The following is a 13195-nucleotide window of genomic DNA, read 5'->3' on the forward strand; positions in this document are numbered from 1 at the left end:
CGCGCCTTGTCGAGGTTGGCGTTGTCCGGCCACGAGTTTAGCGGAGCAAAACGCTGGTTGCCGGTGCCAGCCCCGCCACGGCCATCCGTCGTACGGTACGATCCCGAAGCGTGCCACGCCATGCGAACCATAAGACCGCCGTAATGGCCCCAGTCCGCAGGCCACCAGGCCTGACTGTCCGTCATCAGCGCATGAAGGTCCTGCTTCAGCGCCTCGACGTCCAGCTTCTTGACCTCTTCACGGTAGCTGAACCCTTCACCCAGCGGATTCGTCTTGCCGTCGTGCTGATGAAGAATGTCCAGGTTCAGTGCATTCGGCCACCAGTCCATCACCGTAATGCCCGTCGCAGACTGCGCACCATGCATTACCGGACATTTGCCGGCACTATCGACTCTTGTGTCCATATTTATCTTCCTTTGCGACTACTTAATGTACTTGTCTGAGGGACAATGATTTCGATTTCTCACGCCTCAGGACGCTGGTCCGAGTTTCGTGGTCGGCACCTTGCGAGGTGCCGACCGGATGTGTTCCCCGTGTTTTCAAAGACGGCCGGAAAGGAACCATCACTCAGCCTGAGGGAACACATTGTGACGGAGTTAAGCGCGACCCAGTCTCTCCGCCCCTCCCCCAAGCGCAGGCCCGGCCGTAGGGTCTTCGTCCTCGGCGAGATCGCCAACCAATGTTTCGGTTGTCAAGATGAGCTTGGCCACGGAAGCCGCGTTCTCCAGCGCGGTGCACGTGACCCGCACCGGGTCGATGATGCCTGCCTCGTACATATTTTGATACTCGCCGAGCGCGGCATTGTAACCAAAGCCGCCATTGACACTCGAAACCTTGGCAACCACTGCTTCGGGGTCGCCGCCAGCGTTCTCAACGATCCGCCACAGAGGACGCGACAGAATGGAGTGCACCAGCCGCACACCCTCGGCGACGTCGCCATTCGTTTCGGCAAGAACACGGTCCAGAACGGGCGCGATTTGAGCGAGTGCGGTGCCGCCGCCGGCGACGACGCCATCTTCAATGGCGGCCCTTACTGCATGCAGCGAATCTTCGATTAGTTGAATCGCGCGTTTCTGCTCGACGGGCGTGACGCCGCCGGCGTAGAGAACAGCCGAGCCACCAGAAAGCTTGGCCAGGCGCTCGCGCAGCTTGTCCTGTTCGACGTTGGGCGGGGCCACTTCATATTGTCGCTGCACTTGCGCCCGTCGTGCCCCGATCGCCGACGCATCACCGCCGCCGCCAATGACCGCCGAATGTGTTGCGCTTGTGCGCACTCGCTCCGCAATCCCGAGATCCGCTGCGGTGACATCCTCTAGTCGCCCGCCGAGATCGCGGGCGATTACCCGCCCACCGGTCAGGATAGCAAGATCCTCCATCATCGCCTTGCGCCAGTGGCCGTACTCCGGCGGATGGACCACGAGATATTTTCCTGGCCCCTGCTTGCCAAGAAGCGTAACTACGACATCTGGCGACACTTCCTCGGCGATGATGAGAAGTGGTCGCGAAGCTTTTTCGGCGAGCGCGCGTACGGTGTCGAGAGCCGCCGGCTCACGAATCTTGAGATCCGTCATCAGGATGAAGGGCCGCTCCAGGACAGCTTCCATCTTCTCTTGGTCCGTAACCATGTGATGGGAGAGGTAACCGCGATCAAACGACATGCCCTCGACGACGTCGAGGGTCGTTTCGGTTGTCACGCTGAAGTCTGTGGTGATCACCCCTTCGATACCTACCCGCTCGTAGGCTTCAGCAACCAGCGCGCCGAGTTTCGGATCAGTAGCGGCGATGTTAGCAACCGCGGCGAGGCTGCCGTTTCGAGCAGGTTTGGCAGATTTCTTTAGTGCCTCAACGACGCTGGATACGGCAAGATCGATGCCTTTACACAGATCGACGGATTTCGCGCCACGCTCGTTTGCCTCTATTCCTTTCTGAACGAGAGCGTTGGCGAGAACGATTGCCGTCGTCGTACCATCGCCTGCGATCTCATTCGTCTGCATCGACACTTCGCGAACCACTTGCGCTCCCATGTTTTCAAAGCGATCATGAAGCTCAATTTCCGACGCAATGCTGACGCCGTCACGCGTTACCATCGGAGTACCGATCGGACGGTCGATCATCGCATTCATGCCTTTGGGGCCGAGTGTCGGTTCGACAGCGGCCGCAAGCTGGGAGACGCCACGAGCAAGCGCTCGGCGAGCATTTGAATTATGGATCAAAAGTTTGGGCATGTTTCCTCCTTCCGCCTGAAGGCGGCTCCTTCTATGGACTGGCTTTGAAAGGCAATTGCCTTTAGTTGCGAGCGGAACGGCTAGCGCATTCGCGCGGCGGCACCCGGTCAAGAATGAAGTCGACCAAAGTGGGCTCTCCGTCGACGACGTCCATCTCTTTATACCTCGTGGTTTTGAGGCCGCGACACAGTGCACCATTGAACTCCATGTTAATGCGCAGCGTCCTCAATTCCGCGAGGTAGGCTCCCAGTGCCTCTGGTGCAATCTCCTCGCCCTCCCAAGTGACAAAGGCCGGATCACTGCCTCGCCTTCCTGGCCATCGCTCAAGCACGGCCTCCCGGTATCTTGCCCTTTGGACCTCCATCTCTTCGTCGACAGCGCATACGGCATCCAGGGACGTAAGGTCCATGCCGAGAATTCTCCGGTCTGTAAGACCCTGCCGACGAAGGTTTAGCAGGGTCGCCTCCTGGCGACGCTTGAACGCCTTCATGCGAAATGTGGCGCGCAGCGCCTCCAGGTCCTGATCACCGGAGAGTTCATCGAATATCAGGCTGAACGACTTACCTGCCTCGATCCCACGATTGATTTCTTCGGCGAACATGTGATCGTGGAGCCGGATCGTGTAAGCTGGTGACCAACTGAGTGCATCGAGCGCCTGGCGAATGCCATCAAGCATCAAGAAAGCGAAATTCGGGGAACACCAGTAGGTCGGCAGGCGGAAGTCCACCTCGACGCTACCCGATTGCGTTACTCCTGCACGCTCGACGAAGCCCATATCTGTTACGGGTTCGTCCAGTTCCGGATCGTTGACCTGTGCGAGGCGAGCCCAAAGCTCGCCTCGTCGGTCGGCGGTATGGCTGACCGTGCTCATGACCCCTACTCCGCAGCGACGCTGGAAGGCGAACCAGCGAACGCTGCTTTCTTGGCAGCGATATCGATGCCGTAAAGCCGCGCGGCATTCAACCCGAGGATCTTTTCCTTGACCTCCGCAGTCAACTCCACGCCGCGCTCACGGGCGATATCTTCCGGTAACTCAAATGCCCAGAACTTCTCAACGAGCCAGCGCGGCGTCCAAATCGCATAGTCCGAACCGAAGAGCAGCTTGTCAGGACCAAGCCAGAAAAGCAGTTCAGCGATCACCTCCGCGAAATAGCGCGGACGCGAATGGATGAACGGCAATGCCACTGCAAGCCCGCCGTATACGTTCGTTTCCTGGACCGCGATCCAGCAGAAATCATCCAACCGCGGCAGGCCGCAATGCTCGATGATCCAATTGAGATTCTGGAAATCCGTCGCCGCATGGTCGACGTCATGAACGTCGAACGCATCCTTGCTGAGCGGGATGATCGTCGGGCCTTTGTGAACATGGACGTTTCGGATGCCGAGCTTCTCGCACAGTTCGAAGCACCTGTAAGCCTCCGGATCCGTCAGCTTCCATCCCCTGGAGGCGCCGTTCCATTCGGCCGTGTACATCTTCACGCCCTTGATGTCGTACGTCTCCTTCATGAAGTGGATATATTCGAGCGCCTTCTCACCATCGCGCGGATCGAACGAACCGTTCACGATGAAACGGTCGGGATAACGCTTGGCCAATTCGCTGTTGCGCTCGATGGTGTTGAATCCGTTCTTGTAGAAATCCTTGAGATAAGTGGACTGCACGATCGCAACATCGTCCGGTCCATCGACAAAGAGGTCGCGATAGAGGTCATCGGCAGAGTATTTCTCGAATTTATCCTTCGGCCAAAGCTGCTCCTTAGGGCTCAGCGCCGTGTGATAGGCATAAAAACAGTCCACGAACTGCCTGCCATGGATGTTGCGCTGGTTTTCGGGGCTGCCGTCCCAGAAATGGGTATGGCCGTCGACCACGAAGACTTCCTTGCCGTCCGGTGTTTTGTACATGACTTCCTCCTGAAACATGTGTGATCGTGGGCGGTGCGCCGGCAGCGGCGCACCGCCTTGTCGTTTTGGTCAGATGTATTCGAAGACCTCATCCATATCGCCGAACAGGATGACCTCATTGTCATCGATGCGGACCATGCGCCCGTAGTGGGTGGATGTGTTCACCTCGAAGATTTCCGCCGTCATTTCGCGGCCTAGGAACTCGCTGATCTCGTCCATCTTGAAGATCAGCTTGCCGTTGCCGTCGATACGGATCATCGCTGGCTGGTAGGTCACGGTCACGCCTGGCTTCTGGCCCATGAACTCGGCAATGGCTCGCGCCTCGACGGAATCGTTCATGGTGACCCCACATTGATGCGAGATCGTCTGCTCGAACGTGATGTCCTTCATCGATTTAAAGATGTTGGAGTTCGAGGCATCGCGTGCTGCTGTCGACATATCCATTTCTCCTATTTCAGGCGTCAAGGCCGAGTTCACCGAGGATCTGCCCGATTCGCTCATGGGATTGCGCGAGCACGTCCTGGAACGAAATCGGCTTGGAATGGGGCATCGACCAGATGGGCTGCAGCTCGAGCGCAGCCTTCTCTGCTAGCGCCCGGTGTTTGGTGAGCCAGCCGCGGAACAACTGCCTATTAAAGGCGCCGTGCACCTCGTCGTGAGCGAGCAGGTAGATGAGGTCGATGGTATTCGCGAGGTTGCGTTCGTAATCCGCTTCCGCCGCCGAGATGACCGGAGGGGTAATAAAGTCGTGGTTCGCGGCGGCTGCCTGCATCAGGAAGCCCGAACGGAAGAGTTCGCCGACCAGCGGTTCGAAGACGATGTTGATAGCGAAATACTGCTCTAGGTAGTCAGCCGAGCCCATGATGGTCTCGATCGCCTCACGCGTGCCCTGCCAGGCACTGTCCTCCAGCCAGACCTGCTTGCCGAGAGTGTCATCCCATCCAGGTATGTCCATGCCAATCTCGGCGAGATAGAGCGTGATGTCCTGGGCCAGCCGCAGCTTGTAGGACGAGTTGGTTAGCGTGGCATTGTTGATCATCTGCGTGTAGCCGTAACGCTGCGCCTGCATCAGCGAAGTGCCGAGGCCAAATTCGGCGTGTTTCCAGGCACCGAGATGCGACTGCAGGATTTTGGCCCACACCTTGTCGAAGTTCTTCGGAGCACCGGACTTGCGGCCGTTGGCGATGACGCTCTGCACCATCGTTTCGATCTTCGACTGTCGCTGATAGTGGGTCCGCTCCCACTCCTGGTCCGGAGCGCGGAATGCGTGCCAATTGGAGCTGCGTGCAGCGGTGTTACCCTTGACGTAAGCGCCCTGGCCGTTTGAGAAGTTAATGATCCAGTCTTGCAGCAAATAGCGCTCTGGATCAGGCTGAACGTCGACCGTCACGTCCTCATAATGCGTGGCGCGTTGACCGCGGGGATCGTAGTAGCGGTACTTGCGGCTATCGGAATCCACGAAAATCGCGGCACCCGCAGCTCCCGAACCGACGGAACTCGAAATTGCTGGCATGTTCTCACTCCCTTGTTGCAGTTGCTCATAATGTCCGCCAACGGGCACTCCTCAATGTCCCGTTGTGGCGCCGGACGACGTAGTGAACTTGTCAAAGAAAATGCGCTCTGACTCGAAGCCGTTCATGAACAGGACCGGCTGCAGTGCGTCGATCATCGGCGGTGGACCGCACGCATAAACGTCACCCTGACCGTCTACTTCCAGTTGTTTGAGCGTGGCATCGACGGTTTCGTGCACAAAGCCCCGAGCGCCCTTCCAGGCTTCGTCATCGTTGGCGTGTGATAGAACCGGAATGAAGTTCACGTTTGAATGACGTGTCGTAAGTTCGGAGATCCGTTCGAGGTGAAACAGATCCTGCCGCGTGCGAGCCCCGTAGAAGAAATACACGGGCCGTTCTTCGCCGCTTTTCAGATGATCGTTGAGAATTGACCAGATCGGCGACATACCGGACCCAGCCCCGACGAGCACCAGGGGTCCATGACGTCCTTCCCGCCGGAAACAGGTACCATAGGGCCCGACGACGTTGACTTCTGCGCCGGCCCGAATTCCTCCGGAGTCGAGCTCTCCGGAAAACTTTCCTTCGGGGTACTTCTTGATGATGAAGGAGAGTTTTTCGGTTTGGTCCGGCGTATTTGCCATGGAGAACGAGCGCGTAATCGTCTCCCCTTTTTCCGTGGTAACTGTGATGTCGACATATTGACCGGCCCAAAACTTGATTGGTGCTTGGAGTTCGATCTCAATCCCGCGGATGTCATGTGTCAGTCGCTCAACGTTTGAGATCCGGCCGCCGTACGCCTTGACGGCGATCGATTTGGAGAGAACCTCCTCGTCGTAGTTGAGAAGTTCGACTTCCACGTCGGAGTAGGCAAGCGTCCGACACAAAAGTATGTGACCGGCGTCCTTCTCCATATCATTAAGCGCGAAGGTTGAATACTTCAGCATATCGACCTCGCCGTCGAGCAGCACGCATTTGCAGGCCGAACATTGTCCTTCCTTGCAACCATGTGGCAACGCGATGCCCTGGCGAAATGCGGCATTAAGGACAGTCTCGCCCTTATCGACTTCGAATTCGACGCCAACTGGTTCAAGACGCACTGTGTGAGCGTCACTCATCTTACTAGCCTCCCAATGGCATATATCTTCACTCGTATTTCCGGCTTCTGACCGAGTGCGCCCCTGTAGCCAGCTGTGACCCTCTTCCAGTCGTCAGCCGATGAATGCGTTCCGATGACGGCGAATACCGTCGCCGCAATGGCGGCCCATACCGCAACTGCGATGGGCAAGACGTAGCGAGCGCGTGACATTTGAAGCCACCTCTAAGTAGTGAGCAGGCCGATCAAGTCGGCCTTGCTCGATGCGGGATCCTTAGTTGAAGGGCCGGATCTCGAACCCTGCACGGTATTCAGAAAGATGTTTCTCGCGGACATCCGGGCTCATTTCACGCAGCAGCGTCAGAGGCGACTGCAGCGTGTGACCCCGGACGTCATCAAGGGTCCACAGTTCCTTGTTGTCGAAACGCAGATGCGGCTGCGGAACGAGCGTCTTGCCGTCGGAGCGGACGAAGTTGAGGTCCTTGATGGCATCTGCAAGATCCCAACCATGGTAGACCGTCTCCCACTCGCGCTTACCGCTGAAGCGGCCCATCGCCGGGGTCGGACGTCCCTGATATTCGTCCGAAAAGGCTTCCACCGCCGTCCAGCGATCGATCTCGTGGGCAAAGGTGTGAAGCTGTCCGTCGATTACGTCAGTAACGATGTCCTCGCGCACGACGCACGGTACCAGGCTCGACCAGCAACGATGCGGATAGACGTAGCCGACATCCTCGTTGAAGGTGATGACCTTTTCGCCACGATGGCTAAGCTTGTCGTACCACTTCCAGAAGTCGCCGAACTGCGCGTACCAACCTGGATACTTATGCTCGAACCACTCGAAATCCTGCTCGCGCTGGGCTTCGATGCGCCAGAAATTGACAGGCCAACCGACTGCGAAGAACTGCGCGATCTTGTGTACGTAGAACTTCTCGGTGATGCGCTTCCAGGCGGTCTGGACGTCGTCATGGTGGATTTTGATGCCGTATTTTTCAAGCGGCAGCATGTAGGTGCGGTAGTAGTCCTCGAAAATCCAGCGATGCCACATCTCCGCGTAAGATTCCTTGTTCTTGTCGCGGTTGGTAGTGCCGTATTCGATGAAGGTTCCAATGGCGGCATCGACGATTGCATGGTTCTGCCAGAAGGCGTAACGCATGTCGCGCTCGAGCAGCAGATGGTTCTCCGGTTCTTTCAGGGCGGCCATCAGCAGCGAGTGCCCGTTACCGATGTGGCGGCTCTCATCGGATTGCACAGAAAGGAACACAGTCGGCAAGGCGTAGTCACCGTTGCGGGCGGCCTCGGACGGCATAGCGACGAAGAGCGTGTTGGTGAATGCTGTCTCAGCGACGACGGTGAGGTACATACAGGCGGCCGTCATCGTGTCGCCGGTGATGAAACCTTCGCCGAACTGACGACCGATCGTCGTGGCATAGCATTTACCGAAGGCCTCCTCGGTAATGTCGAAACCAGCTGGGTCGATATAGTTCTCCATGTACCATTTCTTCAGATTCATCTGAATCGTCGAATGGCGGAACTCGTCGACCATCTGCATGGTGAAGCCTGTTCTGAGATCCTCGCCAGGAGCAAGGCGCGCGACCATTGCCATGGAGCGGGCGGCCGAAATTTCCGGGAAAGGAATGATCGCCAGAAATAGCTTCATCCACTCGACCCAGCGCGGCTCGACATTACGGAACATGTCGCCGCGCAAGGCCGCGTCGAGCGCGCCGTAGACGCGGTTGTCCTTTTCTTCCTGCATCGGGAAATAGGACCTGAGCACCTGCTTCATCGGATCGCGCGGCGCCTTCGTGATTTTGTAGTCCGTCGGGAAGGTCATCGCTTCCTGGACGTAGGTCGGGTTCCAGCCGAGATCTGAAATCTTCTTCGTTGCCTCGCCGACAGATATGCCGCGTTGCGAGGTAATCTTGTTGAGCGTCAAGGACGTCATGTTGTTTAGCCTCCACCATATTGCACCACAGACCCTTTGGCCTGGGCGGAAGCGGCACACTGCCGCGGTTGAAGTTCAAGTCGGCAGGGATACGCCTCCTCAGCGCTGCTGCCCGGCCGTCAGTGGATCGCGGCAAAGGTCTTCGGGGAGCAAGTCGGGTCTTCACCAAACGCGTCGGGGCTACCCCCGACTGTCAGTGCTCGTCCCTTTACTCCTCCCTCCCCTTCGTTCTTGTGGCACCGCATCGAGCGGTGGGCTTCTTATGCGAAAGGAAAATGCAAGGGCCGTGCCAAGTTAAAAAACGGCTCATTTCATTATGTATCGTACCGATGGGTCTCGATTCTGAAGAACATGGCGTCCGATTGTAACGTTTTTGCGTTACACGTGTAATTTACAAATGTAAAATATTACAAAGAGCCGAGTTTTTGGGAGATATTCTTATATACGCGGAAAACGCGGTGTTGAAAAACTTCAAACTTCTGCATAATTACTTTCCGGTTAGCGATAAATTCGGACCGGGAGGTGACAATGTCAAAGGACGAGAAGGACCCCAGCAGATTCTGTGACATGAGCGGCCACGACAACGATGTGACCACCGATCTGGTGCGGCTCATGCCGCGAGACCTTGTGTTCCAGATGCGCTTTCTCGGCGAAAGCCACTATCTACTTCAGCGCTATTTCCAGAAATTTATGGAAGTCGAGATGGCTGCCGCGGGTGTGTCGCGGGAGACCCATCCGATGATTCAGTCTTTCATTGAGACGCACGCAGTGCTTATGCGCGACTTCGTTTTCTCGGGAGTCTCTCTGTCTCACCAGTTTCGCCTCGAGGAGATCGAACTCTTGATTGGACAAAGGGCGGAGCTCATGCGCGTCGATATCTGGGATCAGCTCAGGAGCCACATCGAGATGGCCGAAAAACAGTTCCGCGCCCAGCTCCCCAGCCTGCCAGTACAGCTTTCTGGGTGGGAAAAACCGAAGTCCGCGCCGGGACCAAGATGATGACGGTTGTTTTACTGCTTGGCACCATTGGGCCGCCAGCGATCGAGGATGGCCTGCGGATTCTGCCTGAGCGCCTCATGTACATCCCCCATGAGGACTGTCGCCAACTCGCCGCCAAGAGCATTCAATGCTTCTTGGACTGCCAATGTGGCATCAATTCCGCCGGCGTCGTCGGCCGCTCGTTCGACTATGGGAAAGCATGGATGATCCGATCCAAGCCGCGCCAACACGGCATCGCGCAAAGCGACGAAGAACATCCTTCCCGCCGTATCGAACATGAATCCCACCTTCTTGCATCTCGTCCTTTTGGACGCGCCCAAGCTAACGATAGGAGGTTCCGATGACGAAGCAAGTGCAATTGCCGACCGATCTGCTTCATCGGCGCATGACGCTCGTAAACGAAGTCGCCGGGCTCAATGCCAAAGCGCTTAAGATGACACAGATGCTGGCGGGGACAGAGATGGAGGTCCTGCGCATCGAGCTGGAAATCAGCCGCGAGGGTGTAACAGGCCAATTGGTGCGGAACTTGCATGAGGTCGAAGATAGCGCGACGTCGATCCGGTTGCGGCAGAAGATCTGCGAAGATCAGATCGCCGAGGCGGAGGAAGCGATCGCTGAGATAGATCGCCTGCTGGAGGAACGTGCGGGCAGTTGAAGGAGGAGCGAGATGAACCAGCAGACCGCCGGTAAGTTGTCAATGTTCGACCTGTTCGCCAGAAGCTGGCAACGACCGGCTGCGGTCGTGGACCTGCGCTTCAACACGAACGATACTGCTGTCGCCTTTGCCGGGGCTGATGGAAGCCTTGCAATCGCGCCGCTCGCAGATAATGAATCGCCCGAAAAGCGAATCCGTCGCAGCGCCGATTTCGGCCAGGCGACTATCCGGCCCCGCAAAGCTCCGCCTCCGCCATTGATCGAGACCGCCGCACTTACGCAGAGCATGCTGCCCATTGCCGTTGGGCCGTCGGATCGTTTCGTCGTCGCGAATGGCGATGGAGAATTGCTCTCTGTCGACGCCAGTGGCGAAATCGAGAGCGGCGGCATACGGCTCGGCCGACCGGTCAAAGGGCTCGATTATCACGAGGAAAAGCGGATCACCGCCCTTAGTGACGGCGCGGCTCTCCATCTTTCGCACGACGGCGGTCCATTGAGGCAACTCGAGTCGGCGGTCGATGGAAAAATCGATGCGATCGCAATCTCGCCTGACGGCCTCAACGTTGCGGCCGCTACTGCGGCTGGCTTGGCCATTTGGCAAACGAGTGCCACCACAGGTTGCGATCATATCCGTCTTCCAGAGCGTCCGGTTTTGATCCGCTGGACGGCTGACAATCGCTGGCTCGCTTGCGCCCTTGAAACAGGCGGCGTCGCGCTGGTGGAGCCTGGCGCCAAGCGCATCGGCCTCTTGCAGGACTTTCCCACCCCCGTGAGTTCGCTCTGCTGGAGTAGACCCGCCAACGCCCTTGTCGCAGCTGGTGCGTTCCGCATCGCGGCTTGGTCGATGGAGACGCCACCGCTGGCCGACAGCAGATCGGGCGCGCTGACAACCGGACGAACCGGCTATGTCGCCATTGAACGGGTGGCGGCGCATCCCTCGAAAGATCTGGTCGCGGCTAGCTACGCTAATGGTGCGATCGTAATCGCGCGGATTGGGAGCGGTGACGAGCTTCCGGTTCGCCATGCCGGAGAACCAGTCACGGTTATGGCCTGGTCAGCGGATGGCAATCATCTCGCAATCGGGGCGACGGACGGGTCGGCGGCAATTGTGACTTTCCCGCCGCAAATTTTCAAATCGTGAGGAGGAAACTATGCAGACCGAACCTATGCAGACCGAACTGACCCCCGAGGAAAAGAGCAAGGACATCTTCTTCGAGCGACTTGCAAGCCTCTCTGAAGACATGGTGGCCGAGCATGGTAAGGACTTCAGCATGGGGGCGCTGGTGCTTGCGGCACGTTTTATCGCGGAGGACCGCATCGGCCAGAAGAGAACCTCCTGAACGCGGCTAGCCGTCGCCCGGTGACATCCGGTCCCGGGTCGACGGTTGGTTGATCAGGGTGTGTGCCGTCATTATTGACCAGATTGGTACAGTAGACACAGTGTCCGCAATACAGAGGCAAAATTCGGCAGTTCTCGAGCCATGTCGGCAGCTTCTTCATGCAGAATGGCGATTAATTTTGGCGTCGATAGGCCTTCGGCCGCAGCCATCGCGTCAAGAACCTGCCAGAAAGCGGATTCCAGACAGATACTCGTCGAATGACCCGCAATCCTCAATGGCCGGCTGATTTTACGAAAAGGCTGCGGGTCCCGTTTCGCTAGGGTTTTGCACATGCTGTTTCCCTTAACTGGCCGTAGTGGGCCATCGATCCCTGCCCCCGTCTGCCAAATGTACGCGCGGGTCAAGAAGGAAGGCGGAAGGCGCTGCGTCCTCCCGCCTGCCAGATGTTTTTCAAGGGATGAGTACGGCACGCCCATGGATGCGCCCTTTGTTCAGATCGTGCAGGGCGCGGTTGGCATCAGCAAGACGGTATTCGACCGTTGTCAGTTCCACAAGACCACGATCGGCAAGTGCCATCAGTTCGACCAGTTCCGCCCAGGTGCCGACGAGATTGCCGATGATATTCTTCTCGGTAATGACCATATCGACGGTCGGCACACGGATGTCCTCGCCATAGCCGACGACATAGTAGCTGCCCATCGACCGGGTCATGGCGAGCCCCTTGGTGGTCGTGCCTCTTTCGCCAACAAAGTCGATGACCGCTTCGGCACCCTGCCCGTTGGTCAGCGCCAACACCGCCTCAAGCTCATGACCATCGGCCTTGACAAGCTTGTCGGCGCCGATCTTCTCGGCAAGCGCCAGGGACTCATCCGATTTGTCGACGACGATGACATCGGCGGCACACATCGCCTTCAAGCACTGGATACCGATATGGCCCAGCCCACCAGCGCCGATGACGACGCAGTTTTCGCCGGGCAGAAGATGCCGAGTCGCCTTCTTGACAGCTCGATAAGCGGTCAAACCCGCGTCGGCATAGGGCGCGACATCTTTCGGCGCCAGCGTCTTCGGCAGTGGCACGATGTTACGCTCCGAGGTGCAAAGATATTCGGCGTAACCACCGTTGCAATCAAGCCCCGGGAACTTTCCCGGCCCGTGCATGTCGAACCCTCGCCGGCAGGCGAGGCAGGTCCCCCCGGAAATCTTCGGATGCACGATGACTGGATCACCGACCTTGATGCCTTCCACCTCCTTGCCAACGGCCTCAACCCAACCGGCATTTTCGTGCCCCATGATGAGGGGAAGAAGATGGCCTCCGTCGGGGTCCATATGCGGCCGCCAGACGCCCTCAATGATGTGCAGATCGGTCCGGCATACGCCTGCGCCGCCAATGCGGACGATCACATCCGTCGATTTATTGATCGTGGGATCAGGGACATCTTGCAGCGAAACCCATTGGTCCGCCGTAAGGGTATCATCGTATCGGGTAAGCACTTGCGCTTTCATTGGGGTCTCCTCCTTGGCAAAGTCTCCCA

At 57.8% G+C, this 13195-nt stretch carries 14 protein-coding genes and 1 pseudogene; 4 read left to right on the forward strand and 11 right to left on the reverse strand.

Annotated elements, in window-relative coordinates; translation table 11 throughout:
* From GA0061100_RS33105 to GA0061100_RS33140, 8 genes and pseudogenes are all read right to left on the reverse strand, one after another.
* A pseudogene (locus GA0061100_RS33105) lies at positions 1 to 404 on the reverse strand (catalase-peroxidase); the annotation flags it as partial.
* A gap of 192 nt (positions 405 to 596) precedes the next feature.
* Positions 597 to 2225: a molecular chaperone GroEL gene (gene groEL, locus GA0061100_RS33110; protein ID WP_075857099.1), complete on the reverse strand. Its 1629-nt coding sequence runs from the start codon at positions 2223 to 2225 to the stop codon at positions 597 to 599.
* A 61-nt stretch (positions 2226 to 2286) separates the two neighbouring features.
* Positions 2287 to 3096 carry an iron-sulfur cluster assembly protein gene (locus GA0061100_RS33115; RefSeq protein ID WP_075857100.1) on the reverse strand — a complete coding sequence of 270 codons (810 nt, stop codon included), beginning with the start codon at positions 3094 to 3096 and terminating at the stop codon, positions 2287 to 2289.
* A 5-nt stretch (positions 3097 to 3101) separates the two neighbouring features.
* Entirely contained in the window at positions 3102 to 4124 is a 1023-nt protein-coding gene (locus tag GA0061100_RS33120; protein ID WP_075857101.1) for an amidohydrolase family protein, read from the reverse strand.
* 69 nt (positions 4125 to 4193) lie between these two features.
* Positions 4194 to 4562: an MmoB/DmpM family protein gene (locus GA0061100_RS33125; protein ID WP_075857129.1), complete on the reverse strand. Its 369-nt coding sequence runs from the start codon at positions 4560 to 4562 to the stop codon at positions 4194 to 4196.
* A gap of 16 nt (positions 4563 to 4578) precedes the next feature.
* The gene (locus GA0061100_RS33130; RefSeq protein WP_075857102.1) at positions 4579 to 5637 is read right to left on the reverse strand and encodes an aromatic/alkene monooxygenase hydroxylase subunit beta; all 1059 of its coding nucleotides are present in this window, start codon (positions 5635 to 5637) and stop codon (positions 4579 to 4581) included.
* 51 nt (positions 5638 to 5688) lie between these two features.
* Positions 5689 to 6750 carry an NADH:ubiquinone reductase (Na(+)-transporting) subunit F gene (locus tag GA0061100_RS33135; protein WP_075857103.1) on the reverse strand — a complete coding sequence of 354 codons (1062 nt, stop codon included), beginning with the start codon at positions 6748 to 6750 and terminating at the stop codon, positions 5689 to 5691.
* Between the two features lie 252 nt (positions 6751 to 7002).
* Positions 7003 to 8670: an aromatic/alkene/methane monooxygenase hydroxylase/oxygenase subunit alpha gene (locus tag GA0061100_RS33140; protein ID WP_075857104.1), complete on the reverse strand. Its 1668-nt coding sequence runs from the start codon at positions 8668 to 8670 to the stop codon at positions 7003 to 7005.
* A 528-nt stretch (positions 8671 to 9198) separates the two neighbouring features.
* Between GA0061100_RS33140 and GA0061100_RS33145 the strand changes: the two genes are divergently transcribed.
* The gene (locus GA0061100_RS33145) at positions 9199 to 9669 is read left to right on the forward strand and encodes a hypothetical protein (RefSeq protein WP_075857105.1); all 471 of its coding nucleotides are present in this window, start codon (positions 9199 to 9201) and stop codon (positions 9667 to 9669) included.
* 11 nt (positions 9670 to 9680) lie between these two features.
* Here GA0061100_RS33145 and GA0061100_RS33150 read toward each other — a convergent pair whose 3' ends face one another.
* Positions 9681 to 9926: a hypothetical protein gene (locus GA0061100_RS33150; RefSeq protein WP_143525611.1), complete on the reverse strand. Its 246-nt coding sequence runs from the start codon at positions 9924 to 9926 to the stop codon at positions 9681 to 9683.
* A gap of 83 nt (positions 9927 to 10009) precedes the next feature.
* Between GA0061100_RS33150 and GA0061100_RS33155 the strand changes: the two genes are divergently transcribed.
* The 3 genes from GA0061100_RS33155 to GA0061100_RS33165 are packed head-to-tail and all read left to right on the forward strand — an operon-like array spanning position 10010 to position 11663.
* Positions 10010 to 10324, forward strand: coding sequence for a hypothetical protein (locus tag GA0061100_RS33155; protein ID WP_075857107.1), 315 nt, complete (start codon positions 10010 to 10012; stop codon positions 10322 to 10324).
* A gap of 12 nt (positions 10325 to 10336) precedes the next feature.
* Positions 10337 to 11464: a WD40 repeat domain-containing protein gene (locus GA0061100_RS33160; RefSeq protein WP_075857108.1), complete on the forward strand. Its 1128-nt coding sequence runs from the start codon at positions 10337 to 10339 to the stop codon at positions 11462 to 11464.
* 10 nt (positions 11465 to 11474) lie between these two features.
* The gene (locus GA0061100_RS33165) at positions 11475 to 11663 is read left to right on the forward strand and encodes a hypothetical protein (protein ID WP_075857109.1); all 189 of its coding nucleotides are present in this window, start codon (positions 11475 to 11477) and stop codon (positions 11661 to 11663) included.
* A gap of 71 nt (positions 11664 to 11734) precedes the next feature.
* Here the strand turns inward: GA0061100_RS33165 and GA0061100_RS35505 are convergent, their stop codons facing one another.
* Both GA0061100_RS35505 and GA0061100_RS33175 read right to left on the reverse strand, forming a co-directional pair.
* A complete protein-coding gene (locus GA0061100_RS35505) occupies positions 11735 to 12139 on the reverse strand; it encodes a ribbon-helix-helix domain-containing protein (RefSeq protein WP_342197050.1) in 405 nt (134 codons plus the stop codon).
* Positions 12114 to 13166, reverse strand: a complete 1053-nt coding sequence (locus GA0061100_RS33175) for an NAD(P)-dependent alcohol dehydrogenase (RefSeq protein ID WP_075857111.1) — start codon at positions 13164 to 13166, stop codon at positions 12114 to 12116. The genes GA0061100_RS35505 and GA0061100_RS33175 overlap by 26 nt, the downstream gene beginning before the upstream one ends.
* Positions 13167 to 13195: the final 29 nt, after the last annotated feature.

This window comes from Martinezella hainanensis, from assembly GCF_900094555.1.
GTDB classification, from domain to species: Bacteria; Pseudomonadota; Alphaproteobacteria; order Rhizobiales; family Rhizobiaceae; genus Rhizobium; species Rhizobium hainanense.

Coding starts and splice junctions, on each gene's coding strand:
- groEL (WP_075857099.1), bottom strand. CDS start 2,225: ATGCCCAAACTTTTGATCCATAATTCAAATGCTCGCCGAGCGCTTGCT.
- GA0061100_RS33135 (WP_075857103.1), bottom strand. CDS start 6,750: ATGAGTGACGCTCACACAGTGCGTCTTGAACCAGTTGGCGTCGAATTC.
- GA0061100_RS33150 (WP_143525611.1), bottom strand. CDS start 9,926: ATGTTCTTCGTCGCTTTGCGCGATGCCGTGTTGGCGCGGCTTGGATCG.
- GA0061100_RS33125 (WP_075857129.1), bottom strand. CDS start 4,562: ATGTCGACAGCAGCACGCGATGCCTCGAACTCCAACATCTTTAAATCG.
- GA0061100_RS33160 (WP_075857108.1), top strand. CDS start 10,337: ATGAACCAGCAGACCGCCGGTAAGTTGTCAATGTTCGACCTGTTCGCC.
- GA0061100_RS33175 (WP_075857111.1), bottom strand. CDS start 13,166: ATGAAAGCGCAAGTGCTTACCCGATACGATGATACCCTTACGGCGGAC.
- GA0061100_RS33165 (WP_075857109.1), top strand. CDS start 11,475: ATGCAGACCGAACCTATGCAGACCGAACTGACCCCCGAGGAAAAGAGC.
- GA0061100_RS33145 (WP_075857105.1), top strand. CDS start 9,199: ATGTCAAAGGACGAGAAGGACCCCAGCAGATTCTGTGACATGAGCGGC.
- GA0061100_RS35505 (WP_342197050.1), bottom strand. CDS start 12,139: ATGGGCGTGCCGTACTCATCCCTTGAAAAACATCTGGCAGGCGGGAGG.
- GA0061100_RS33120 (WP_075857101.1), bottom strand. CDS start 4,124: ATGTACAAAACACCGGACGGCAAGGAAGTCTTCGTGGTCGACGGCCAT.
- GA0061100_RS33140 (WP_075857104.1), bottom strand. CDS start 8,670: ATGACGTCCTTGACGCTCAACAAGATTACCTCGCAACGCGGCATATCT.
- GA0061100_RS33155 (WP_075857107.1), top strand. CDS start 10,010: ATGACGAAGCAAGTGCAATTGCCGACCGATCTGCTTCATCGGCGCATG.
- GA0061100_RS33115 (WP_075857100.1), bottom strand. CDS start 3,096: ATGAGCACGGTCAGCCATACCGCCGACCGACGAGGCGAGCTTTGGGCT.
- GA0061100_RS33130 (WP_075857102.1), bottom strand. CDS start 5,637: ATGCCAGCAATTTCGAGTTCCGTCGGTTCGGGAGCTGCGGGTGCCGCG.